Genomic DNA, 24664 nt, shown 5'->3' on the forward strand with positions numbered 1-24664 from the left:
TCGAAAGCGTTTTTCAGCCTCGGTTAGTTCGCTTTCCCTTTTATGCTCGAAGCCCACTGCTCACTGCGGCTATGCCCGCTGGTACGCAGCAGCCCCAGGTCCAGTGCATTTTCCCCAGCCGCCGCACCCTTGTTTTTGGCCACCTGGGCTATCGCGGTGCCCAGGTCTACCGGCGAATTGGAGGCATCGATCGACACATCCCGGCGGTAGTCGTTGCCACTGAGTGAGGCTTGGGTTACCGCGTTGGCCTTAAGGGCGACGTCACCCTTCGCCGACTGCAACCTCGCAGCCACCAGCTGAGCATCACCACCGACCGTCAGGTCAATTCCGTCGCTGCCCTTGAGTACCGCCTGCTGGGCCACGCTGTTGCGCTGCTCATGCGATACATCCAGGCTGAAGGTTGGCGAGAAGCCGGGGTCTACCTTGCTTGCGGCCGAGCCGGCCTTGTCGCTTACCTTGCTGCCCAGCGGGGTGGTAACGGAGCTGGCCGCGTTGGCGTAGCCCTGCGGGTTCTTCTCCTGGCTCAGGCGTACATCACCCTTGACGGTGAGGGTGTCCACCTTGTCCATGCGGCTGGCAATGTGCAGGTCGCCATCGATTGCGCCGCTGATTCGGCCGGCCTCCAGGCTGACGCCTTCGATGCGCATGTCACCGCGGCTTTGCAGGTCGATGTTTTCGGCGCGCAGGTTGCCGGCGTTCGAGGTGTGGTTGTCGCGCTTGTCCAGGTCGACCTGCGCACGGCCATGCAGCCCGCGGGTGTCGGTCGCGCCTTTGGACAGGTTGAAACCGGCACCGGCGGTGATGTCCAGGTTGTCGCGGCGCTCGAGGTTGGACGACGCCTCGACCAGCACGCCGCCATTGGCGGCCTGAATGTCGATTTGCTGCGCCGAAGCCTGCAGGCCTGCCAGGTGCACGGCGATCTCTTCGCGAGCACGGCTGCCGAGGGTCAGTTTGCCGGTGCTCTCGATGTGCGCGTCGACCGCCTGGCGGGCGTCTTCGTTCTGCTTGCCGTGGTTGAAGTGGCCACCAATGGCCCCGCCCTGGGTGTTGCCGGTCTTGACGGCCAGCTCCATGCCGCCACCGAGGCTTGCGCCATTGGCTTGCTGGGTATTGTTGGCCGCTTTGACCTGCAGCCCACCGCCACTTTCCACGACTGTATCGCCGACCTTCGCCTCGCGGCTGCCAATGCGGGTGCCTTCGAGCAGCAGATCACCCTCGCTGAGCAGGCGCACGCCACCCTTGGTATCGATCTGTGCCACGTGCGCCGTGGTCTGCATGGCCTGTTGCTGACGATGGTCGAGGTAGCCACGGCCATCGACGCCGGTGCTGCCAGGCCGGTTGCCAACCTTGGCCCAGGCGTTGCCGTCGAGCTGGCGCGATACCTGCTGAGCATGATCGCTGGCCTGGGTCATCGACAGCGTGCCGGCGCTCTGGACGACCACGTCGCCGTCACCACCATCGATGTGCGTGCCCTCGTAGCGGCCATCGCTTCCCAGCTGCACCTGAATGCCCTGTTGCCCATACAGGCTGCCTGGCACGGCGGTGCTGGCGGTTTTCTGCGTGTCCAGCGAGCCGCCCTTGCCAGAAGCGCGGACGTTCAAATCCTGGCCGGTGCTGGTGTCCACGCGCAAGTCGCCACCGTAGGCAAGGCGCTGCAGGGTGGCGTCCTCGGTGTTCTCGGCGGCGCGCACATGATGTTGCTCGGCCTCGATCTTCAGCTCACCGGCATTGGCGCGCCAGGCTGTGCCGTGGTCATCGATGGTATCGGCCTTTACCTCCACCGCAGCCCCGGCCAGCTCGCTTACCTGGGCAACGCCGCGGCGCTGGTTTTCCAGGCGCTTGAGGTGGTCGATGGTCATGTCGCCGCCAACGCTGGGCGCCACCATCGCATCTTCAGGGGACGCTTGCTGGAAGCGTGCGGCTTCCTCGCCCAGCACCAGGCGCTCGATCGGCCGGGTCAGGTCGCGATACTCCAGGCTGGCACCGACGCTGCCCGACCAGTCGTTGCGCTGCTCCTCACGTTCGTGGGTGTCCATCACGGCACGGTTTTCAATGTGTTTAGCGGTGACCTTGAGGGTATTGCCAGCCTTCACGCGCGCGGCTTCGGTGACCAGTTCGTCGGCGCGGATGTTCAGACCCCCGCTGGCCTGTAGCTCGCTGCGTTGCGCCTTGCTGTCGCGCTCGGTGACCGCCTCGACGTTGTGATGGCCTTCGAACAGGCTGCCCAGCCGATCGATGCCACCCGTGACGGTCAGGCCGCCGCCGCTGCGGGCAGTGCTGCTGGATGATTCGTTTTCGTTGCGGGTCGCGCCCAGGGTCACCTGCCTGGCCTGGACGTTCAAATCGCCCGCGGTGGCCTGGACGTTGGACCCGTTGACCTGCAGGTGGGCACCACTGTCCAGGCCAACGGTTGCGCCCATCAGCTCACTGGCCTGCTGGGTAACCTTGTGCGCTTTACCCGTGCTGGTGACAACGTCGTACGCCACGCCAGCGGCGTATTGCCGCGACTCGGGTTTGCCGTCCTCGGCTGCCTGGGTCTGCTTGGCGCTGGCCGTGAAATGACGCTGTTGGCTACGAGTTTCGCTGTCGATGACCGATTGCCCGCTGTCGATGGTCAGGTCACCCTTGGCCTCGACCTGCAGATGCGCACCCGCCTCGACTTTGGAACCGCGGATGCGCATTTCCTCGGCGCTGGCCAGGCGCAGGTTGCTGGACGAGCTCACGTCGCTGACCAGCACCTGCTGGGTGCGGTCCGTGCGCTCATGTTGGCTGCCGATCAGGCCAAACAGCTTGCTGTTGCTGTCCCGCTCGGTGGTGGTGGTGCTGCCGTAGTCCGCCTCGATCGCCAGCGCGCCTTTTTCGCTGTAGAGCACCGCGTCTTGCGTGCCGTGAACGGTACTGCCTTTGATGCTGACCTGGTCGGCGGTCATGTTGAGTAGGCCATCTGCCGTAACGCTGCTGCCGGCAAGGCTTTGGCCTTGAGTGTCGTTACCTTTGCGGTCACCGAAGAACGTGCCGGAGACCAGGTCGCCCCGGTAGTTGCGCCGGGTGCCCTGGGCCTGCAGCGCCGTGGTGCCTATTTCAATGTGTTCGGCGTTCATGTCCATGTCGCCTGTGCTGTGCAGCTTGCTGCCACTGACAGTGAGCGTGTCGTTGGCCTTGATCGTCATGCGCCCGGCATTGAGGTTGCTGCCTTTGGCCGTTTCGTTGTACTGCGTGGTGTCCGAGTCGCCGCGCCACAGGTCTTTGCGGTGGCGGACTGCTTCACTGCTGCGTTTGCTCTCGATGCCTGCGACGATGTCCAGGTTGGCGCCGCTGTCGACGGTCAGGTCGCCACCGGCATTCACGTCGGCCGCTACCAGGCGCATGTCCGCGCCGGACTGCAACAGGGTGCTGTCAGCGCTGTTCAGTTGTGTGCCGCGCAGATGGCTGTCGGTGGTGGTGCGCTCCCGGCTGTAGGTCTCGCGGGTGACGAACAGGAACTTTTTTTTCCAGTCCTCGCGCTCGTGCGCGATTTTTTCGCGGCTAGCGGCATCCAGAGTGAGCTTCTTGCCCGCCTTGATTTCGATGCGTTCGGCGCGACCGTCGACGGCCGTCAGCGTCAGGTCATCGGCGGCTGTCAGCAGCATGGTGCCGTGCTCGCTGATCAACTCGCCCGCTAGGTCGGCACTGCCACTGACCTCTAATGTACCGGCCGACTGAATGGTGATGCCTTGATCGGCTTTGACCTGCACCGGCCCCACCCGCACCCCGGCACCCTCGGCGGTGCTGACCACACGGATACGCCCCGCGCGCATGGCGCCGAACAGGTTGGCGTCGATGCTCGAAGGGGTACCGGGCAGATGCTCGATAACCTGCCCGTCGCTGTAGCCGATGCGGTTGCGGCCAACGGTGACGTTGAGGTCTTGCCCGGCCAGCAGCAAACCTTTGCTGTCGATTTTCGGCGCGATCAGTTCGAGCGCACCTTCGGCATTGCTCTGGCCCCTTTGGAGCACTTGCAAAGTGCCGCTGGCGTTCAAGGTGTCGAGATTTTTCAATTGTTCCTCCTGCAGCTCCGGCGTGCCCACCAGGAACCCTGCGCGGGTGGTATTGATGAAGCTGCCACCGTTGAGGGTGATGCCGTTGGGGTTGGCCAGGATGTAGTCGGCGGGGCGGCCGAAGATCTCTTGCGGGCCTTCGATCAACGATGCGTTGCGGCTGACCACCTCGTTGAGAATGGTCGAGGCTGCCTGGCCCTGGAACTGCGGATTGGCAGCAAGCGCGCCAGCCAGTTGCGACTGGCCGGCTTGCACGGCGTTGTTCAGCACCACGCCGGCGCCGGCAACGTTGTAATCGAGATACTGGTTGTGCGACAGCCCGCTGGGGTTGGGGGCGACGATGTCGATGACCGGCACGCCGTGGCCGTTGTTGATGACGGGAGTACCCCCAGGGCCAGCGGCTGCTTCCAGGCCGCCCTGAGCCAGCGCGGTAGAGGGGCCGAGCAGGGCTAGGAATATCTTCCAGCGCAAGGTATCGGGGCGGGTAGACGGTATCTGCGAGAGTGTCTGCATGTTCTCGTTCTCTTTGTTGTGGGTGAATCAGATGTTCAGGGCGCACTCCAGCACCCAGAAGCCGGGCTCAAGGCCAGAGCGGTGCAAGTCGTTGGTGTAGAGGGCGCGTTGGTAATCCAGGCGAAAGCGGCCATGGGGCAGGCTCAGTTCCACGCCTGCCGCTGCACCGGCAAGGCGCTGGCCAGGCTTGCCTTGCGCCACGCGAGCCGCGCCCAGGTCCACGCCCAGATAAGGGCGCACCTGCACGGGGGCGGCCCAGGCCATGGGGAGTGCCTGGCTGAAGGTATTGCGCCAGACGGCGGCGCTGGCCCCGGCGTAGGTGCGCTGGCGAAAACCGCGCACGGCCGAGTCATCGCTGGCCAGCAGTTGCTCGACGGCGGGCAGCACATCGCTGCTGTACTGCAGGGCAAGTTCACTCTGCCAACGCCAAGGCCAGTTCGCCGGCCCCTGGCGCAGATGCAGCACGCTGGCGCGGTACTTGCGAAAGTCGGGGCGCGGCGCATCCGCGCGCTGGGCTGGCTGATCGGCGTCGAACCAGCCCATGCCTTGGGCGACGCCCAGGTGCGCGCTCCACAGGCCGTCGTCCAGCCATAGCATATTGAGGCCAGCCTCGACGGTGGTCAGGTTATGGCTCTGTACGCCTATGACAGCTTTGCCGGCGCGGTTGACCAGTTGCTTGCGGTCCACTCGGGCACTGGCGCTGAGCATGCCGCGCTGGTTGCGCCACAGCACCCGTTCGGCGCTGATGCCCTGAAAGCTGCTGCTGCCGTTGCTGCGTTGGCTGTATTGCGGGATCGGCGCGTCATAGCTCAACTGGCTGGCGTTAAGCGCGAACGTCCATGGCCCATAGGGCAGGCTGTAGTACAGCGTCACGCCCTGGCTGCGCCCGGGCGCATCGATGACGGTGGTTGCCAGCGATAGGCGCAGGTCATCGTTGAGGCCGAGCGGGCTGTCTACGCCGAGGCTGAGGTTCAACCTGTGCCGCCCGGTCAGGGCGCTGCCGCGGTTGTCGAAGCGGCTGTCCAGGTGCCAGCGTGAAGCCACCTGGCGAGATTGCACCAGCACCCGCGTGCCGCCTTGCATCTCGCCTGGCAACAGCTCGGCATTCAGCTCATAGGCGCGCAGCCGGTTGAGTTGGTCCAGCCCTTGCTCGAGGTCTGGCAGGTACAGGGGGTGGCCCAGCAGGTCGGGGAATGCACTGTGCAGGGACAGCGGCAGGTCGGCGCTGAGCTCGACCGACTCGACGAAGCCTTCGATGATGACGACATCCAGGGGCGCGTCATGCTGTGGTGGCTGGCGCAGGTAAGGGCGGCTGGTCGGGTAACCGGCTTGCACATAGCGCTGGGTGATGGCCTTGAGCAGGCGGTTGATGTCGTCGATGCCCATGCAGGGCTTGAGTGCAGGCAGAACGGCCGCTTCAAGGGCCTGCGCAGAGAGCCGCTGGTTGCCGGCCAGGGCCACCCCCTTGACGTTCCAGCAATGGCTGTCGCTGGGAACGCCCGGCGCCAGGTCATCGTTGCGCTGCAACGCCGGGCCTTGCTGCCAGCGCTGCAGCCGTAGCTGTTGCTCCAGCTGCCGCAATGTCTGCTGTTGGTCACGCAGTTGCTGGCTGGCAGGGTCTTCGGCCAGGGCCTGTGGCAGGCCCAGCATGGCGGGCACAAAGCAGGCAAGCAGCCTGCTGGCGATGCAGCGAAACCCGGACGGCATTGAACAACCCCGCAAATGGCGTACGGCATGCGTACTCGTTTGCGTGGATGCTAAGAATTTTGCCAGTCAGTCGGATGCAGTCTGCTGCCTACATGGCGGTAGGGCAAGTGTGCAAGGGCGGTGGGAAGGTTCCTACAGCCTCAATGGGCATGCAGGACTATCAAGGGCGAATCTCAATCAAGGTGCCGTCCCGCACCAGATCCCAGACCTCGCGCATGTCGGCGTTGCGCATGGCAATGCAGCCATCGGTCCAGTCGAGCGTATGGAAGTACCACTCCGGGTAATCGTCGTTCAGCGGCGTGCCGTGGATCATGATCATGCTGCCGGCACTGACGCCTTCACGGGTGGCACGGGCGGCATCGCTGATGTTCGGGTAGGTGATGTGCATGGACAGGTTGAAGCGGTCGCTTTCCTTGCGCCAGTCCAGCCAGTACAGGCCCTCGGGGGTTTTCTTGTCGCCCTCGCGCTCCTTGGCGCCTTTGGGCTGTTTGCCCAACGAGATGCGGTAGGTTTTCAGCGGCTCACCGCGGCTGATCAGTTGCAGACGGCGCTCGGACTTGATCACCAGCACCTTGTCGATCAGCGGCTGCATGGCCGCCTGCGATTGCGATTGTAGCGGCACCGGTGGTTGCGGCTTGCGAATGATGGTTTCGGTGAAGGCCGCCTGGGACACCGAGGTAACGCAAAGGCAGAGGAGGGCGAACAACCAGCGCATGAAGCAGCACCTGCAAGCTTAAGTAGTGGGCGAAACGTTCATCGGGGGCAGGTACTCATGGCCTATGGGGTAGTGCTGCCCGATGCGGTCGCGATAATAGCATTCTAGTGTGCGCGTGACGGTGCGGAAAGCCAGCTCGTCCCACGGTATCTCGTGTTCTTCGAACAACCGCACTTCCAGGCTTTCGACACCGACATCGAAGGCCTTGTCGGCCAGTTCGGCGCGGAAGAACACATGTACCTGGTTGATGTGCGGCAGGTCGAACAGCTGATACAGGGCCATGGGGCCTACCCGGGCGCAGGCTTCTTCGACGGTTTCACGACGGGCGGCCTGGTCGATGGTTTCGCCGTTCTCCATGAACCCCGCAGGCAGGGTCCAGTAGCCGCGACGCGGCTCTATCGCACGCCGGCACAGCAGCACCTGGCTGCCCCAGGTCGGCAGCACACCGGCGACGATGTTAGGGTTCTGGTAGTGGATGGTCTGGCAATGCTCGCAGACATACCGCAGGCGGGTGTCGCCCTCGGGGATCCGCTGAATGACTGGCTGGCCGCACGCGCTGCAGAATTTCATGCTTTTCTTCCCTTGTGATCGGGCTATCTTGGCGCGCCACGTGGGGCTGCCGCAAGCGTACAGGGCTTGGGTGCTTCGCGGCTTTGGTGCATCATGCAGGGCAGGCCTTGGAAACGAGAGTGCGCAATGCTGGACGAGCTACTTCGCCGAATGAGCAACCACCAACCTGCTTCACTGGAAACCGACCGACGGTTCCCCGAGGCCGCGGTTCTTTTGCCCATTACCCGCAGCGAAGCGCCCGAGCTGGTTTTGACCCTGCGTGCCCAGGGCCTTTCGACCCACGGTGGCGAAGTTGCCTTCCCCGGCGGGCGGCGCGACCCGGAAGACCCTGACCTTGTATTCACCGCCCTGCGCGAAGCCGAAGAAGAAATCGGCCTGCCGCCGGGCCTGGTCGAAGTACTCGGCCCACTTAGCCCGCTGATTTCGCTGCATGGCCTGAAAGTGACGCCATTCGTCGGGGTTATTCCCGATTTCGTCGAATACCGCGCCAACGATGCGGAGATCGCGGCAGTATTCAGCGTGCCGCTGGAATTCTTCCGCCAGGACCCGCGTGACCACACCCACCGTATCGATTACCAGGGCCGCAGCTGGTATGTGCCCAGCTATCGCTATGGCGAATACAAGATCTGGGGGCTGTCGGCGATCATGATCGTCGAGCTGGTCAACCTGCTGTACGACGCAGGGATCAGCCTGCATCACCCCCCCGAACGCTACATCGAAATCTGAGCGGGGCCCACCCCGCCGCCGTTGCTACCCTGAGGAGCGAACATGAAATACCGCCTGGGCGACCTGCGGGTCGAAAGCCATCCCACCAGTTGGGCTGCACCCAACGCCATGCTGATTGGCAAAGTGCGCCTGCAGGCGCGTGCCAGCGTGTGGTTTGGCGCCGTGCTGCGCGGCGACAACGAGCTGATCGACATTGGCGAAGACAGCAACGTCCAGGACGGTACCGTGATGCACACCGACATGGGTTCACCGCTGACCCTGGGCAAGGGCGTGACCATCGGCCACAACGCCATGCTGCATGGCTGCACGGTTGGCGATTACAGCCTGATCGGCATCAATGCGGTCATCCTCAATGGTGCGCGGATCGGCAAGCACTGCATCATCGGCGCCAATGCGCTGATCCCTGAAGGCAAGGAAATACCCGACGGTTCGCTGGTGATGGGCTCGCCCGGCAAGGTGGTGCGCGAGCTGACCGAGCAGCAGAAGCGCATGCTCGAAGCCAGTGCCGCGCACTATGTGCACAACGCCCAACGTTATGCCCGTGAGCTGGTGGTCGACGATGAGTGAGCTGAGCGCCGCCGAACGCCCGGTCGCCTCGCCGTGCGTGAGCATCTGCGCGCTGGACGAGCAGGATATCTGCACCGGGTGCCAGCGTACCGTGGCCGAAATCGGCCGTTGGGGGCGGATGGACAATACCGAGCGCCGGGCGGTGCTGAAGCTGTGCCATGAGCGCGCAGTGGCAGCCGGTTTGATCATGGGCCAGTGATTGCTGCATAGGCCCTGTCGCCGGCAAGCCGGCTCATACCTCGAACGCATCGGCTTCAGACCCTGTGCGATACCTGTGGGAGCCGGCTTGCCGGCGATGAGGCCGGTGGCCACAGCACACCTCAGAGCCTGGTTGGCTGCCATTGACTCGAAAATCAAGTAATCTGTGCGGCTTGCCCGACGGTCATTGCCCATGTTCTTTCTCATCGCTTACATCAGCAGCGTTGTACTGATCAACTTCGCCTTCTCCAGTGCCCCGCACCTGGACGTGATCTGGTCCGCCTGGGGCGGGCTGGTGTTCATCCTGCGCGACATGGTGCAGACCCGCTACGGCCATGGCGCGCTGATTGCGATGCTGATGGCCCTGGTGCTGTCCTACGTGACCTCGGAGCCGGCCATCGCCCTGGCCAGCGCCACCGCGTTCTTCATCTCCGAACTGATCGACTGGCTGGTCTTCAGTATCACCCGCAGGCCTCTGCGTGACCGCCTGTGGCTGAGCTCGGCGCTGAGCATCCCGGTGGATACATTCATCTTCTTTGGCATGATCGGCGCGCTGACGCCGGCCGTGATCGGCACTGCGATGGCCTCGAAGTTCGCCGGTGTGACTGCGGTGTGGCTGGCCATGGCATTTCGCGCGCGGCGGGCTGCCGTCGCCGGCTGATGGTGTAGAATACGGGTCCTTTTTCAGCGGGCGGCGCTAAGCCTGGCGCGGCCCCGGACGCCTTCGAGGACCTGAAATGACCCGTATCGGAACCCCATTGTCGCCTACCGCGACCCGTGTACTGCTCTGCGGCTGTGGCGAGCTGGGCAAGGAAGTGGTGATCGAGCTGCAGCGGCTGGGCGTCGAAGTGATCGCCGTGGACCGCTACGCCAATGCCCCGGCCATGCAGGTTGCGCACCGCAGCCACGTGGTCAACATGCTCGATGGCGTCGCGCTGCGTGCGGTGATCGAAGCTGAAAAACCGCATTACATCGTCCCTGAAATCGAAGCCATCGCCACCGCCACCCTGGTCGAGCTGGAAAACGAAGGCTTCACCGTGGTGCCGACCGCCCGCGCCACCCAGCTGACCATGAACCGCGAAGGCATCCGCCGCCTGGCCGCCGAAGAGCTGGACCTGCCGACCTCGCCGTACCACTTTGCCGACACCTATGAAGACTACGCCAAGGCCGTGGCCGACGTTGGCTACCCGTGCGTGGTCAAGCCGGTGATGAGCTCGTCGGGCAAGGGCCAGAGCCTGCTGCGCAGCGATGCCGACCTGCAGAAGTCGTGGGACTACGCCCAAGAAGGCGGCCGTGCTGGCAAGGGCCGGGTAATCATCGAAGGCTTCATCGATTTCGATTACGAAATCACCCTGCTGACCGTGCGTCACGTCGGCGGCACCACTTTCCTGGAGCCTGTTGGCCACCGCCAGGAGAAGGGCGATTATCAGGAGTCCTGGCAGCCTCAGGCCATGAGCGCAAAAGCGTTGGCCGAATCGCAGCGCGTGGCCAAGGCTGTCACCGATGCGCTGGGTGGGCGTGGCCTGTTCGGCGTCGAGTTGTTCGTCAAGGGCGATCAGGTGTGGTTCAGCGAAGTCTCGCCGCGCCCACACGATACCGGCCTGGTTACGCTCATTTCCCAGGACCTGTCGCAGTTCGCCTTGCATGCCCGCGCCATTCTCGGCCTGCCGATTCCGGTGGTGCGCCAGTTCGGCCCGTCGGCCTCGGCAGTGATCCTGCCTGAAGGCCAGTCGCAGCAGGCCAGCTTCGCCAACCTCGGCGCGGCCTTGAGCGAGCCGGACACCGCGATCCGCCTGTTCGGCAAGCCGGAAATCAACGGCCAGCGCCGCATGGGCGTGTGCCTGGCTCGTGACGAGTCGATCGAAGCGGCGCGGGCCAAGGCGACCCGTGCAGCGCAGGCGGTCAAGGTCGAGTTCTGATCTGAGATTGCCGGGGCCGCTTTGCGGCCCTTTCGCCGGCAAGCCGGCTCCCACAGGTATGGCGTCAACTGCTGGCATCAAGCGTTGCGCAGGATCCCGCGGGAGCCGGCTTGCCGGCGAAAGGGCTGCAAAGCAGCCCCGATCACTCACAGTTCGGTATGGCGAGTCTCTTTAAGGCACAGCACCGCAATCAAGCTGATCACCGCTGCCACCGACACATACCCACCCACCCAGCTCAACCCGCCCATGCTCACCAGCTTTTGAGCAAAGAACGGCGCCGCCGAAGCCCCCACGATGCCACCCAGGTTATAGGCCGCAGACGCGCCGGTGTAGCGCACGTGGGTGGGGAACAGTTCGGGCAGCAACGCGCCCATCGGGGCGAAAGTTACCCCCATCAGGAACAGCTCGATGGCCAGGAACAGCGCCACGCCCGTGGTCGAGCCCGAGGTCAGCAGCGGCTCCATGGTAAAGCCCGAAGCCACCGCCAGCAGGCCGCCGACGATCAGCACCGGTTTGCGCCCGTAACGGTCGCTGAGCCAGGCTGACAGCGGTGTGGCCAGGGCCATGAAGACCACGGCGAAGCACAGCAGGCCGAGGAACGTCTCGCGGGTGTAGCCCAGGGTCGTGACCCCGTAGCTCAGCGAGAATACCGTCGAAATGTAGAAGAGCGCATAGCACACCACCATCGCTGCGGCGCCCAGCAGGGTCGGCAGCCAGTACTTGCTGAACAGGTCGACCACCGGCATTTTCACCCGCTCATGGCGGGCGACGGCCTTGGCGAACACCGGGCTTTCTTCCAGTTTCAGGCGCACATACAGGCCCACCAGCACCAGCGCGGCGCTGAGCAGGAACGGAATACGCCAGCCCCACTCACGGAACTGCTCGTCGCTGAGCGTCAGGGCCAGTGTCAGGAACAGGCCATTGGCGGCCAGGAAGCCGATCGAAGGGCCAAGTTGCGGGAACATGCCGAACCAGGCGCGCTTGCCGGCTGGCGCGTTTTCGGTAGCCAGCAACGCAGCGCCACCCCATTCACCGCCCAGGCCCAGGCCTTGGCCAAAGCGCAGCAGGCAGAGAATGATCGGTGCCCACACGCCAATGCTGTCGTAGCCCGGCAGCACGCCGATCAGCGTGGTGGACACGCCCATCAGCAGCAGCGAGGCAACCAGGGTGGACTTGCGCCCGATGCGGTCGCCAAAGTGGCCGAACAACGCCGAGCCCAGCGGGCGGGCGAGGAAGGCGATACCGAAGGTAAGGAACGCCGCGAGCATTTGCGCGGTACCCGACCCGGACGGGAAGAATACCGGGCCGATCACCAGCGCGGCAGCAGTGGCGTAAACGTAGAAATCGTAGAACTCGATGGCAGTGCCGATAAAGCTGGCGGTGGCCACCCGTGCAGGCGAGTTGACCGGCGCGGCAGGCGCTTCGGCATAGGTGCTGGTGGTCATTGAGTAGGTCCCTGACAGTCTTGTCGTGCTCCATGGCTTGATCCACACAGCAGCGCGCTGAACAGGCCAGGCACGGTTGCGCAGACGCCGGAGCGTATTGTTCTTTGCTCGCCCGACTGACGATAGCCCAAGGGGGATAGGGGCGGGAGCAGGCACTGTTCGGGGTGTTGAAGCAGGACTGCGGGGCGTGTCAGTGGAGCGGACTGGCCGTGGGGCGCCGGGTGCGGGTAGCAGGCGGGACGGCGGGGCTGGGTAAGCGTGACCCGAGTATAGCTAGCGGGTCACGGTCCACACCAGTACCTTGCTGGCGCAATTGTCCTCTGTTTCGAGGATTTCCAGGCGATAGCGGCCGATCTTCAGGCAAACGGCGCTTTCCGGGATGCTCTCCAGTGCTTCGGTGACCAGCCCGTTGAGGGTTTTCGGGCCGCCGTCGCAGGGCAGGTGCCAGCCCAGGGTGCGGTTGATCTCTCGCAGCGAGGCGGTGCCTTCGATGACGTACGTGCCATCGGCTTGCGGGTGCACGTGCGGGTTGTCCAGGCTGTGTTCTTCCTCGAACTCACCGACGATCTCTTCGAGGATGTCTTCCAGCGTGACGATGCCCTGCACCTCGCCGTATTCGTCCACCACCACGCCCAACCGTCGCTGCTGCTTGTGAAAGTTCAGCAGCTGCAGTTGCAGTGGCGTGCTTTCCGGAACGAAGTAGGGCTCGTAGCACGCGCCGTGAAGCTTCTCCAGGGTCAGCTCGGCCTTTGGCAGCAGGTGGCTGATCAGCTTGGTATTGAGGATCGCTTCGACCTGGTTGATGTCGTTGTGGTAGACCGGCAAGCGCGTGTGGCGGCTGACGATGAGTTGCTCGATGATGCGTTCGATCGGCTCGTCGAGGTTGATGCCATCGACTTCGTTGCGCGGCACCAGGATGTCGTTGACGGTGATCTTGTCCAGCGACTGCAGGCCGTCGAGCAGGCCGTGGCGCGGCATGTCGTGGTCTTCATCTTCGGTGAAATCATCATCAGCCTGCGGGTGCAGGGCCACCGCTGTGGGCTGCGCACGGAATGGCCGCAGGATCAGCTTGGCGATGCCATCCAGCAGGCAGGCCACAGGCTGCAGGAGGGCGAGGGGCAGCTTCAACAGGCTGGCGCCCAGGCTGATGAAGGCCAAAGGGTTGCGCCGGGCCAGGCGCCTTGGCAGGTATTCGGCAAACACCAGCAAGGCCAGGGTGGCCGCCAGGCCGGCCAGCCAGAAGCCATGCTCGCCGCTGTAACGCTGGCCGATCAGGCAGGCCAGGCCCAGCACCAGCAGCTTGCCCAGGCTGGCGCACAGCACCAGGGCCTGGCCAGGCAGTGGCGGCAGAGGGTCTTCGCCACTGCGCAGCGAGCCATTGAGCTGCAGGCGGGCGGCATCCACTGCCGAAAACAGCGCCGACCACAGCAGCGCCAGTGCCAGAGTGCCGAGTAGCGGAGCGTACGGCAGGGTGTCCATGGGCGACCGTCAGATATGCAAGATGAATTCGCGAACCAGCTTGCTGCCGAAATAGGCCAGCATCAGCAGGCAGAAACCGGCCAGCGTCCAGCGGATTGCCTTGTGGCCACGCCAGCCCAGGCGGGTGCGGCCCCACAGCAGTACGCTGAAGACCACCCAGGCGACACAGGCCAGCAAGGTTTTGTGCACCAGGTGCTGGGCGAACAGGTTGTCGAGGAACAGCCAACCGGAGATCAGCGACAGCGACAACAGGCACCAGCCGGCCCAGAGGAAGCCGAACAGCAGGCTTTCCATGGTTTGCAGCGGCGGGAAGTTGCGGATCAGGCCGGACGGGTGTTTGTTCTTCAACTGACGGTCCTGCAGCAGCAGCAGCAGCGACTGGAACACCGCGATGGTGAACAGGCCGTAGGCCAGGATCGACAGCAGGATATGCGCGAGAATCCCCGGTTGCTCATTGATCAGCGGTACCGTGCCTGGCGGGGCGAACTGTGCCAGCAGGGCGGTTATCGCGCCGAGCGGGAACAGCAGCACCAGCAGGTTTTCCACCGGTATGCGCAGGCACGCGAGCAGGGTCAGGGTAATGACCGCCACGGCAATCAGGCTGGCGGCGCTGAAAAAGTCGAGGCTCAAGCCCAGCGGGGTAATCAGCTGAAAGAACAGCGCGCCGCCCTGGGCGACCACGGCCAGGGCGCCAAGCAGGCCGAGCAGCCGCTTGTCGGCTTTGCTCGATTGGGCCAGGCGCGAGCCCTGATAAACGGTCGCTGCTATATAAAGGCCGGCGGCGATCAGGTTGGGGATGAGGCTGGGTGAGGAGAACATAAGTCCTGGTGGGCGAGCCTTAAAGACACGGAGTTTGGCATAGATCGCGCTGTGCAAGGAAGACTGCACATTGCCGCTGGGAAGCCGAGGTGTGCGCAGCGCCCGCTCTTCGCTATAATCGCCGGCTTGCTGTGCCCAGCGCGTGTGCATTTTTACCTGGGCGCCTGACAAACCTCGGCTTTTACTGGGCCTGAAAGGATCACCATGTTCGAAAACCTGACCGACCGCCTGTCACAGACGCTGCGCCATGTCACCGGCAAGGCCAAGCTGACCGAAGACAACATCAAGGACACGTTGCGCGAAGTGCGCATGGCCCTGCTCGAGGCCGACGTTGCCCTGCCGGTGGTGAAGGATTTCGTCAACAGTGTCAAGGAACGTGCGGTCGGCACCGAGGTGTCGCGCAGCCTGACCCCGGGCCAGGCGTTCGTGAAGATCGTTCAGGCCGAGCTGGAAAGCCTGATGGGCGCGGCCAACGAAGACCTCGCGCTCAATGCCGCTCCGCCCGCCGTGGTGCTGATGGCCGGCCTGCAGGGCGCGGGCAAGACCACCACCGCCGGCAAGCTGGCGCGCTTCCTTAAAGAGCGCAAGAAGAAAAGCGTGATGGTGGTGTCGGCCGACGTCTACCGCCCAGCAGCGATCAAGCAGCTGGAAACCCTGGCCAACGACATCGGCGTGACCTTCTTCCCGTCCGACATCAGCCAGAAACCCGTGGCCATTGCCGAAGCGGCGATTCGCGAAGCCAAGCTCAAGTTCATCGACGTGGTCATCGTCGACACCGCCGGCCGTCTGCACATCGACGCCGACATGATGGACGAGATCAAGGCGCTGCATGCCGCGGTCAAGCCGATCGAAACCCTGTTCGTGGTCGACGCCATGACCGGCCAGGACGCCGCCAACACCGCCAAGGCCTTTGGTGAAGCCCTGCCGCTGACCGGTGTGGTGCTGACCAAGGTCGACGGTGATGCCCGTGGCGGTGCCGCGCTGTCGGTACGTGCCATCACCGGCAAGCCGATCAAGTTCATCGGTATGGGAGAGAAGACCGAGGCCCTCGAGCCATTCCACCCCGACCGTGTTGCCTCGCGCATCCTCGGCATGGGTGACGTGCTCAGCCTGATCGAGCAGGCCGAGCAGACCATCGACAAGGCCAAGGCCGACAAGCTGGCGAAAAAGCTCAAGAAGGGCAAAGGCTTCGACCTCGAAGACTTCCGCGACCAGTTGCAACAGATGAAGAACATGGGCGGCCTGGGCGGCCTGATGGACAAGCTGCCGAGCATCGGTGGGGTCAACCTGTCGCAGATGGGCAATGCCCAGGGCGCGGCGGAGAAGCAGTTCAAGCAGATGGAAGCGATCATCAACTCGATGACCCCGGCCGAGCGTCGCGACCCTGACCTGATCAGCGGTTCACGCAAGCGCCGTATCGCCCTCGGCTCTGGTACCCAGGTGCAGGACATCGGCCGGCTGATCAAGCAGCACAAGCAAATGCAGAAGATGATGAAGAAATTCTCTGCCAAAGGCGGCATGGCCAAGATGATGCGCGGCCTGGGCGGCATGATGCCTGGCGGCGGCATGCCCAAGCTGTAAAACCCATTCAGGCCAGTGGCGGCAACCCCGCCGCTGGCCGGAACCCGCTTCGGCGGGAACACTGCCGCCTCCATTGACAGGCGGCTTAATAGCAGATCAGCAGGCTGGCCTTTTTATTTGAAGTAAAAAGGCATTTGCAAATGTCCGGATATTCCTTGAGAATGTGCGGCCTTTCGGGCACCCGTGTGCCCGCTGTGCATCATGATTTGCAGCACCGACTACAGGAACGATGTTCAATGCTTACCATTCGTCTTGCCCGTGGCGGCTCCAAAAAGCGCCCGTTCTACCAACTGACCGTAACCGACTCGCGTAACCCGCGTGACGGCTCCCACATCGAACAGGTTGGCTTCTTCAACCCGATCGCTCGTGGTCAGGAAGTTCGTCTGTCCGTTAAACAAGATCGCGTTGCTCACTGGCTGAGCATCGGCGCACAGCCGTCTGAGCGTGTTGCTCAGCTGCTGAAGGAAGCTGCCAAGGCTGCTGCCTGAACTGTATGAACGCGACGCCAGAAAAGGCTGACGACCTCATCGTCGTTGGCAAGATTTTTTCGGTTCACGGCGTTCGCGGCGAGGTGAAGGTGTATTCCTTTACCGATCCGATTGAAAACCTGTTGGATTACCGTAACTGGACGCTTCGGCGCGAAGGGTCGGTCAAGCAGGTTGAGCTGGTCAGTGGCCGTTCCAATAAAAAGGAGCTGGTCGCCAAGCTCAAAGGGCTCGACGATCGTGACGAAGCGCGTCTTCTGAGCGGTTACGAGATTTGCATCTCGCGCAGCCTTTTGCCCAACCTGACGGACGACGAGTACTACTGGTACCAGTTGGTCGGTCTGAAAGTCATCAACCAGGACGAACAGCTGTTCGGCACGGTTGATCACCTGTTGGAGACCGGCGCGAACGATGTAATGGTGGTCAAGCCTTGCGCAGGCAGCCTGGATGACCGTGAGCGCTTGTTGCCCTATACGGCGCAATGTGTGCTGACAGTCGACCTTGAAGCCGGTGTGATGCGGGTCGAATGGGACGCGGATTTCTAACTGATGGGTAACCTTCGCGTAGAAGTCATCACGTTGTTCCCCGAGATGTTCTCGGCCATTACGGAGTACGGCATTACCAGCCGCGCGGTGAAGCAGGGCTTGTTGCAAGTCACTTGCTGGAATCCGCGGGACTACACCACTGATCGCCACCACACGGTGGATGATCGGCCTTTTGGCGGTGGTCCGGGGATGGTGATGAAGATCAAGCCTCTGGAAGATGCGCTGGCCAGTGCCAGGCAAGCGACCGGAGCAGCGGCAAAGGTAATCTACCTTTCGCCACAAGGCCGCAAGCTGGATCAGCAAGCGGTCAAAGGCTTGGCCGAACAGGAATCGTTGATCCTGATCGCCGGCCGTTATGAAGGCATTGACGAGCGTTTTATTGATGCTCATGTCGATGAAGAGTGGTCGATTGGCGACTATGTGCTTTCCGGTGGTGAGCTACCGGCCATGGTGCTGATCGATGCGGTTACGCGGCTGCTGCCCGGAGCTTTAGGGCATGTGGGGTCGGCGGAGGAAGATTCCTTCACCGATGGCCTGCTGGATTGCCCGCACTACACCCGACCTGAGGTGTATGCGGATCAGCGTGTACCCGACGTGTTGCTAAGTGGCAACCATGCACATATCCGGCGATGGCGGATGAAGCAGTCCCTTGGTAGGACCTTCGAACGACGCGCCGATCTTCTGGAAAGTCGCTCACTTTCTGGAGAAGAGAAGAAGCTGCTCGAGGAATACCTCCGCGAGCGGAACGATAGTTAACGTATCGATGGTGGATCACGTTTGTCCACCTTAGGAGCACAGCATGACTAACAAAATCATCCAGCAGCTCGAAGCAGAGCAGATGAGCAAGGAAATCCCGACCTTCGCACCAGGCGACACCGTTGTCGTTCAGGTTAAAGTGAAGGAAGGCGAGCGTTCCCGTCTGCAGGCGTTCGAAGGCGTTGTTATCGCCAAGCGTAACCGTGGTCTGAACAGCGCCTTCACCGTGCGCAAGATCTCGAGTGGCGTTGGTGTTGAGCGTACCTTCCAGACCTACAGCCCGCAAATCGACAGCCTGGCCGTGAAACGTCGTGGTGACGTGCGTAAAGCCAAGCTGTACTACCTGCGCGACCTGTCCGGCAAAGCCGCTCGCATCAAGGAAAAACTGTCCTGAGTACAGTTTGCCCGGTGGCCCAGGCCGCCTAGCGAGAAAAAAGCAGCCTTCGGGCTGCTTTTTTGCGTTTTGAAACCCAGGAAAAGTGACAGACATGATCAGCCGAGACCAGGAAATCCAGCGCCGCACCGAGCTGTCGGTGACCCGCGTGACCAAAGCGGTGTTCCCTAACACCACCAACCACCACAACACCCTGTTCGGCGGCACCGCGCTGGCCTGGATGGACGAAGTGTCGTTCATCGCCGCCACGCGTTTTTGCCGGTTGCCGCTGGTAACGGTGTCCACTGACCGCATCGACTTCAAGCACCCGATCCCGGCGGGCTCGATCGTCGAACTGGTCGGCACGGTGATCAAGGTCGGCAACACCAGCCTGCAGGTGCAGGTGGATGTGTTCGTCGAGAACATGTACCTGGACGGTCGCGAGCGCGCGATCCATGGCGTGTTCAGCTTCGTTGCCATCGACGAAGACAAGCGGCCTGTGCCCGTTTTGGCCCATGCCTGAGCCTCTTCATGGGCTGACGCGCTCCCACAGGGGGCGGTGCCAGCCGATCAGGCTTCGATTGATCACGACAACCTGTCAGTTGCTGTGAAACACTAAGCCACGTCCAACACCCAGCAGCCCCGAATGCCCGCCCTAGACCACCCCCTGATCGACCAGTTTCTCGACGCCCTGTGGCTTGAAAAAGGCCTGTCCGACAACACCCGCGTCTCGTACCGAAGCGACCTTGCCCTGTTCAACGGCTGGTTGCAGGAGCGCGGCGTGGCCCTGCCCGACGCGGGCCGCGAGCTGATCCTCGATCACCTGGCCTGGCGCCTCGATCAAGGTTACAAGCCGCGCTCCACCGCGCGCTTTCTTTCAGGTTTGAGGGGGTTCTTCCGTTATTTGCTGCGCGAAAAGCTGATCGCTGTGGACCCGACCTTGCAGGTCGAGATGCCCCAGCTGGGTAGGCCTTTGCCCAAATCCTTGTCCGAAGCCGACGTTGAAGCCTTGCTGCAGGCGCCGGACCTGGGTGAAGCCATCGGCCAGCGCGACCGCGCCATGCTTGAAGTCTTGTACGCCTGCGGCCTGCGCGTCACCGAACTGGTCAGCTTGACGCTGGACCAGGTCAACCTGCGCCAAGGCGTGCTGCGGGTGATGGGCAAGGGCAGCAAGGAGCGCCTGGTGCCGATGGGCGAGGAGGCGGTAGTGTGGCTTGAGCGCTACTTGCGCGGTGGTCGCGCCGAGTTGCTCAACGGTCGCCCGAGCGATGTGCTGTTCCCCAGCCTGCGCGGTGAGCAGATGACACGCCAGACCTTCTGGCACCGCATCAAGCATCAGGCGCAGGTTGCGGGGATCGACAAGTCGCTGTCGCCACACACCTTGCGACATGCATTTGCCACCCACCTGCTCAACCACGGCGCCGACCTGCGCGTGGTGCAGATGCTGCTGGGCCATAGTGACCTCTCGACCACGCAGATCTACACCCATGTGGCCAAGGCCCGCCTGCAGCAGCTGCACGCCCAGCACCATCCGCGTGGATGAATGATTTTCATGTTCCGCCGACCGGTACTCGCAAGCCCCTTACTGCCTGGCGTGTTGTGGTAGGCTTGGGCGGTTTGCACCAAGGGCCGCACGGTCGCCGCGTTTTTTGCGCAGGTGACGCCCTCCGGCCCCTGTCCGCCTTCAGGAGTTCCCATGCGCTTGACCCAGATTTTCGCCGCCGCCGCGATGGCGCTGGCCAGTACCTTTGCCGTTGCCGCGGCAACCGACAGCAATGCCGGTGCCGAGCAGGCCATTCGCAAGTCGTTGCAGAACCTCGAACTGGAAGTACCGGTTGAAAGCGTTGCCAGCAGCCCGCTGAACGGGCTGTATGAAGTCAAGCTGCAAGGGGGCCGGGTGTTGTACGCCAGCGCCGATGGCCAGTTCGTGATGCAGGGCTACCTGTACCAGATCCAGGACGGCAAACCGGTCAACCTGACCGAGAAAACCGAGCGCCAGGGCGTCGCCAAGCTCATCAACGGCATTCCAGCCGCCGAGATGGTGGTTTATCCTGCCAAGGGCGAGACCAAATCGCACATTACTGTCTTCACCGACACCACCTGCCCGTATTGCCACAAGCTGCACGCCGAAGTGCCGGAGTTGAACCGTCGCGGTATCGAAGTGCGCTATGTCGCCTTCCCGCGCCAGGGCCTCGGCTCGCCAGGTGACGAGCAGTTGCAGGCAGTGTGGTGCTCCAGCGACCGCCGCGCGGCGCTGGACAAGATGGTCGATGGCAAGGAAATCAAGGCCGCCAAGTGCGCCAATCCGGTCAGCAAGCAGTTCCAGCTGGGCCAGTCGATCGGCGTCAACGGCACGCCGGCGATCGTGCTCGAAAGCGGCCAGGTGATCCCGGGCTATCAGCCGGCGCCGCAGGTGGCCAAACTGGCCCTGGCCGGCCAGCAGCAGGCAGCGAAGTAATCAATTCAGTACGCCGTCGTCATGGGGTGACGGCATGTTTCACGGTCGGCGCAGGTGCCGGCCGTTCAATGGGGAGTTCACAGTGAAACCGGTCAAAGTAGGCATCTGTGGGTTGGGGACCGTCGGTGGCGGAACCTTCAATGTACTTCAGCGCAACGCCGAGGAGATTGCCCGCCGTGCCGGGCGCGGTATTGAAGTGGCACAGATCGCCATGCGCTCGCAGAACCCGAACTGCCAGATTACCGGTACCCCCATTACCGCTGATGTGTTCGATGTTGCGACCAACCCGGAGATCGACATTGTCATCGAGCTGATCGGTGGCTACACCATCGCCCGCGACCTGGTGCTCAAGGCCATCGAAAACGGCAAGCACGTGGTCACCGCCAACAAGGCGCTGATCGCCGTGCACGGCAACGAAATCTTCGCCAAGGCCCGCGAGAAGGGCGTCATCGTCGCCTTCGAAGCTGCAGTGGCTGGTGGCATCCCGGTGATCAAGGCCATCCGTGAAGGCCTGTCGGCCAACCACATCAACTGGCTGGCCGGCATCATCAATGGCACCGGCAACTTCATCCTCACCGAAATGCGTGAAAAGGGCCGCGCCTTCCCCGACGTGCTGGCCGAAGCGCAGGCGCTGGGTTACGCCGAAGCCGACCCGACCTTCGACGTCGAAGGCATCGATGCCGCGCACAAACTGACCATTCTGGCGTCCATCGCCTTTGGCATCCCGCTGCAGTTCGACAAGGCTTACACCGAGGGCATCACCCAGCTGACCACCGCCGACGTAAACTACGCCGAAGCGCTGGGCTACCGCATCAAGCACCTGGGTGTGGCCCGTCGCACTGCCGAAGGCATCGAGCTGCGCGTGCACCCGACGCTGATCCCCAGTGACCGCCTGATCGCCAACGTCAACGGCGTGATGAACGCTGTGATGGTCAATGGCGACGCAGCAGGTTCGACCCTGTACTACGGCGCCGGCGCCGGCATGGAGCCTACCGCTTCGTCGGTGGTCGCCGACCTGGTCGACGTGGTCCGCGCCATGACCTCCGACCCGGAAAACCGCGTGCCGCACCTGGCCTTCCAGCCCGATTCGCTGTCGGCGCACCCGATCCTGCCGATCGAAGCCTGCCAGAGCGCCTACTACCTGCGCATCCAGGCCAAGGACCACCCAGGTGTATTGGCCCAGGTGGCGAGCATCCTGTCGGAGCGTGGTATCAACATCGAATCGATCATGCAGAAGGAAGCCGAGGAGCAGGATGGCCTGGTACCGATGATCCTGTTGACCCACCGCGTGGTCGAGCAGAGCATCAACGATGCCATTGTCGCCCTGGAAGACCTGCAGGACGTTGTCGGCAAGGTCGTGCGCATCCGCGTTGAACAGCTCAATTAACGAATAGCGCCGTCGGGCCGCTCAGCCGGCCCCGGCCTCAGTATCGAAGGTTTGTAGCCATGCGTTATATCAGCACCCGCGGCCAGGCACCGGCCCTGAATTTCGAAGACGTTCTGCTGGCCGGCCTCGCCACCGATGGCGGCCTGTACGTGCCAGAGAACCTGCCACGCTTTACCCAGGAAGAAATCGCCTCCTGGGCCGGCCTGCCGTACCACGAACTGGCCTTCCGCGTGATGCGCCCGTTCGTCGAGGGCAGCATTGCCGATGCCGATTTCAAGAAGATCCTCGAAGAAACCTACGGTGAGTTCGCCCACGCCGCGGTCGCCCCGCTGCGTCAGCTGAACAGCAACGAGTGGGTCCTCGAGCTGTTCCATGGCCCGACCCTGGCCTTCAAGGACTTCGCCCTGCAACTGCTTGGGCGCCTGCTCGATCACGTGCTGGCCAAGCGCAACGAGCGCGTGGTGATCGTCGGCGCCACCAGTGGCGACACCGGCTCGGCCGCCATCGAAGGCTGCCGCCGTTGCGACAACGTCGACATCTTCATCCTCCACCCGCACCAGCGTGTGTCGGAAGTTCAGCGCCGCCAGATGACCACCATCCTGGGCGAGAACATCCACAACATCGCCATCGAAGGCAACTTCGACGACTGCCAGGAGATGGTCAAGGCCAGCTTCGCCGACCAGTCGTTCCTCAAGGGCACGCGCCTGGTAGCGGTGAACTCCATCAACTGGGCGCGGATCATGGCCCAGATCGTCTACTACTTCCACGCAGCCCTGCAGCTGGGTGGCCCGGCGCGCTCGGTAGCGTTCTCGGTACCGACCGGCAACTTCGGCGACATCTTCGCCGGCTACCTGGCCCGCAACATGGGCCTGCCGATCAGCCAGCTGGTGGTCGCGACCAACCGCAACGACATCCTGCACCGCTTCATGAGCGGCAACCAGTACGTCAAGGAAACCCTGCACGCGACCCTGTCGCCGTCGATGGACATCATGGTGTCGTCCAACTTCGAGCGCCTGCTGTTCGACCTGCACGGCCGCAATGGCGCCGCCATCGGCGAACTGATGGCCAACTTCAAGCTGGGCGGCGGCTTCAGCGTCGACCAGGACCGTTGGACCGAAGCGCGCAAGCTGTTCGACTCGCTGGCCGTCAGCGACGAGCAGACCTGTGAAACCATCGCCGAGGTCTTCGCCAGCACCGGTGAAGTGCTCGACCCGCACACCGCGATTGGCGTGAAGGCTGCCCGCGAGTGCCGTCGCAGCCAGGACACGCCGATGGTGGTGCTGGGTACTGCGCACCCGGTCAAGTTCCCGGAGGCCGTGGAGAAGGCGGGCGTGGGCAAGGCGCTGGAGCTGCCAGCGCACCTGAGCGACCTGTTCGGCCGTGAAGAGCGCTGCACGGTCCTGGCCAACGACCTCAAGGCCGTCCAGGCCTTCGTCAGCCAGCACGGTAACCGCGGCAAACCGCTTTAATCGAAGTGAGAAGGGGCCGCTGTGCGGCCTCTTTCTTTAGGTGCTTTCCTTCATCTGATTCGGAATTGTCCTATATAAGGCGCCCTACGCCTTACCTAGAGTGGCCGGTCCTTCCCCCAGGAGCGGCTCATGCATCAGCCCTACGTGTTGATTTACCAGGCGCGGCCTTCCCACCAGATCCTCCTGCATCAGGCGTGCAATGCCCAAGGCATGTTCAACGTCCGCGTCACCCTCGATCTCACCGACCTTGAGGCCTGCCTTGCCCGCCCTGGCAAAGCCGATCTGCTCATCCTCGATCATGCAATGGGCGATGGCCTGACCCTGCTCAAGCGCATCGAGCGCAACCGGTGCTTGCGGGCGGTGCTGTTTACCGGCCGCGCCAGCGCCCGGCGGCCAGACCTCGCCCAGGAGGCGCGCCGCCGTGGGCTCTGGGTGCTGGCTGACTTGCCCTGGCCTTTACCGGTGCTGGCCTGGCAGCAGGCATTGCAGCGTATTCAAAACGTCACATCACCCACGCATGCTCTCTGAAACAGCCGCGGCGTAACGAACTTTCCGCTGCGCTTGCTGGTCAGTTCCTTCATGTCCCACCACGCAGCGAGTGATCCGGATGGAAAGAATCTGCAGACTGCTTAATGACGCCCTGAGCCCTTATCAGACCCAGCTCGGCAACCTGGATGCCAGCGGCAATCGCCAATTGACTGTATTCGATAGCCTCGGCAGTACTACCTTGCGGCGCACGGTGTCCTTGCGCCAGTTACAGGAGCAAAGCCTGCTGATCGACCTGGTCGACGGCCTGCACCGTGACCTGCAAATCGCCGAAGGTCGCCTGCAGCCCTGTGTCATTGCAGCACTGCAACAACGCCAGCAACCTCAGGGAACCTTTGCCTGAATGGCGTATCAGACACAGCAAGGGCA

At 63.1% G+C, this 24664-nt stretch carries 24 protein-coding genes; 17 read left to right on the forward strand and 7 right to left on the reverse strand.

Annotated elements, in window-relative coordinates; genetic code table 11:
- Positions 1-23: 23 nt before the first annotated feature.
- From ACNQPL_RS14520 to ACNQPL_RS14535, 4 genes are all read right to left on the reverse strand, one after another.
- Complete coding sequence (locus tag ACNQPL_RS14520) at positions 24-4550, reverse strand: hemagglutinin repeat-containing protein (protein WP_416467108.1); 4527 nt, start codon at positions 4548-4550, stop codon at positions 24-26.
- 27 nt (positions 4551-4577) lie between these two features.
- Entirely contained in the window at positions 4578-6257 is a 1680-nt protein-coding gene (locus tag ACNQPL_RS14525) for a ShlB/FhaC/HecB family hemolysin secretion/activation protein (RefSeq protein WP_416467109.1), read from the reverse strand.
- 160 nt (positions 6258-6417) lie between these two features.
- Positions 6418-6972, reverse strand: coding sequence for a L,D-transpeptidase family protein (locus tag ACNQPL_RS14530; protein WP_346611869.1), 555 nt, complete (start codon positions 6970-6972; stop codon positions 6418-6420).
- 18 nt (positions 6973-6990) lie between these two features.
- Entirely contained in the window at positions 6991-7542 is a 552-nt protein-coding gene (locus tag ACNQPL_RS14535) for an NUDIX hydrolase (RefSeq protein ID WP_346611868.1), read from the reverse strand.
- A gap of 126 nt (positions 7543-7668) precedes the next feature.
- Between ACNQPL_RS14535 and ACNQPL_RS14540 the strand changes: the two genes are divergently transcribed.
- The 5 genes from ACNQPL_RS14540 to purT all read left to right on the forward strand — a co-directional run bounded on the left by ACNQPL_RS14540 (position 7669) and on the right by purT (position 10952).
- On the forward strand, positions 7669-8268 hold the full coding sequence (locus ACNQPL_RS14540) for a CoA pyrophosphatase (protein ID WP_346611867.1): 600 nt from the start codon (positions 7669-7671) through the stop codon (positions 8266-8268).
- A gap of 42 nt (positions 8269-8310) precedes the next feature.
- A complete protein-coding gene (locus ACNQPL_RS14545) occupies positions 8311-8835 on the forward strand; it encodes a gamma carbonic anhydrase family protein (protein WP_416467110.1) in 525 nt (174 codons plus the stop codon).
- A complete protein-coding gene (locus tag ACNQPL_RS14550; protein ID WP_346611865.1) occupies positions 8828-9034 on the forward strand; it encodes a DUF1289 domain-containing protein in 207 nt (68 codons plus the stop codon). Before ACNQPL_RS14545 ends, ACNQPL_RS14550 begins: the two co-directional genes overlap by 8 nt.
- 192 nt (positions 9035-9226) lie before the next feature.
- Positions 9227-9694, forward strand: coding sequence for a preQ0 transporter (locus ACNQPL_RS14555; protein WP_346611864.1), 468 nt, complete (start codon positions 9227-9229; stop codon positions 9692-9694).
- Positions 9695-9770: 76 nt separating this feature from the next.
- On the forward strand, positions 9771-10952 hold the full coding sequence (gene purT, locus ACNQPL_RS14560; RefSeq protein ID WP_346611863.1) for a formate-dependent phosphoribosylglycinamide formyltransferase: 1182 nt from the start codon (positions 9771-9773) through the stop codon (positions 10950-10952).
- Between the two features lie 146 nt (positions 10953-11098).
- On the opposite strand, the gene ACNQPL_RS14565 is transcribed toward purT, so the two are convergent.
- From ACNQPL_RS14565 to ACNQPL_RS14575, 3 genes are all read right to left on the reverse strand, one after another.
- A complete protein-coding gene (locus tag ACNQPL_RS14565; protein ID WP_346611862.1) occupies positions 11099-12397 on the reverse strand; it encodes an MFS transporter in 1299 nt (432 codons plus the stop codon).
- A gap of 273 nt (positions 12398-12670) precedes the next feature.
- Complete coding sequence (locus ACNQPL_RS14570; protein ID WP_416467111.1) at positions 12671-13876, reverse strand: transporter associated domain-containing protein; 1206 nt, start codon at positions 13874-13876, stop codon at positions 12671-12673.
- Between the two features lie 9 nt (positions 13877-13885).
- Complete coding sequence (locus ACNQPL_RS14575) at positions 13886-14695, reverse strand: cytochrome C assembly family protein (RefSeq protein ID WP_416467112.1); 810 nt, start codon at positions 14693-14695, stop codon at positions 13886-13888.
- 204 nt (positions 14696-14899) lie between these two features.
- Here ACNQPL_RS14575 and ffh point away from each other — a divergent pair, with 204 nt between their 5' ends.
- The 12 genes from ffh (at position 14900) to ACNQPL_RS14635 (ending at position 24638) form a co-directional block, all read left to right on the forward strand.
- Positions 14900-16276, forward strand: coding sequence for a signal recognition particle protein (gene ffh / locus ACNQPL_RS14580; protein ID WP_172286731.1), 1377 nt, complete (start codon positions 14900-14902; stop codon positions 16274-16276).
- A 236-nt stretch (positions 16277-16512) separates the two neighbouring features.
- On the forward strand, positions 16513-16764 hold the full coding sequence (gene rpsP, locus ACNQPL_RS14585) for a 30S ribosomal protein S16 (protein ID WP_016501232.1): 252 nt from the start codon (positions 16513-16515) through the stop codon (positions 16762-16764).
- A 5-nt stretch (positions 16765-16769) separates the two neighbouring features.
- A complete protein-coding gene (gene rimM / locus ACNQPL_RS14590; RefSeq protein WP_119145159.1) occupies positions 16770-17306 on the forward strand; it encodes a ribosome maturation factor RimM in 537 nt (178 codons plus the stop codon).
- Positions 17307-17309: 3 nt separating this feature from the next.
- Positions 17310-18062, forward strand: coding sequence for a tRNA (guanosine(37)-N1)-methyltransferase TrmD (gene trmD / locus ACNQPL_RS14595; RefSeq protein WP_346611859.1), 753 nt, complete (start codon positions 17310-17312; stop codon positions 18060-18062).
- Positions 18063-18105: 43 nt separating this feature from the next.
- The gene (rplS, locus tag ACNQPL_RS14600; RefSeq protein WP_003252148.1) at positions 18106-18456 is read left to right on the forward strand and encodes a 50S ribosomal protein L19; all 351 of its coding nucleotides are present in this window, start codon (positions 18106-18108) and stop codon (positions 18454-18456) included.
- Between the two features lie 94 nt (positions 18457-18550).
- Entirely contained in the window at positions 18551-18958 is a 408-nt protein-coding gene (locus ACNQPL_RS14605) for an acyl-CoA thioesterase (RefSeq protein WP_416467113.1), read from the forward strand.
- 123 nt (positions 18959-19081) lie between these two features.
- The gene (gene xerD / locus ACNQPL_RS14610; RefSeq protein WP_346611857.1) at positions 19082-19978 is read left to right on the forward strand and encodes a site-specific tyrosine recombinase XerD; all 897 of its coding nucleotides are present in this window, start codon (positions 19082-19084) and stop codon (positions 19976-19978) included.
- A 153-nt stretch (positions 19979-20131) separates the two neighbouring features.
- Complete coding sequence (locus ACNQPL_RS14615; protein WP_346611856.1) at positions 20132-20893, forward strand: thioredoxin fold domain-containing protein; 762 nt, start codon at positions 20132-20134, stop codon at positions 20891-20893.
- An 82-nt stretch (positions 20894-20975) separates the two neighbouring features.
- Positions 20976-22280 (forward strand): homoserine dehydrogenase, encoded by a 1305-nt coding sequence (locus ACNQPL_RS14620; RefSeq protein ID WP_346611855.1) that lies wholly within the window; start codon positions 20976-20978, stop codon positions 22278-22280.
- Between the two features lie 59 nt (positions 22281-22339).
- Entirely contained in the window at positions 22340-23749 is a 1410-nt protein-coding gene (gene thrC / locus ACNQPL_RS14625; protein WP_416467114.1) for a threonine synthase, read from the forward strand.
- Between the two features lie 129 nt (positions 23750-23878).
- A complete protein-coding gene (locus ACNQPL_RS14630; RefSeq protein WP_416467115.1) occupies positions 23879-24277 on the forward strand; it encodes a histidine kinase in 399 nt (132 codons plus the stop codon).
- Positions 24278-24356: 79 nt separating this feature from the next.
- Entirely contained in the window at positions 24357-24638 is a 282-nt protein-coding gene (locus ACNQPL_RS14635) for a DUF3509 domain-containing protein (protein WP_346611852.1), read from the forward strand.
- The last annotated feature ends 26 nt before the right edge of the window (positions 24639-24664 follow it).

This window comes from Pseudomonas sp. LFS044, from assembly GCF_047978245.1.
GTDB lineage: Bacteria > Pseudomonadota > Gammaproteobacteria > Pseudomonadales > Pseudomonadaceae > Aquipseudomonas.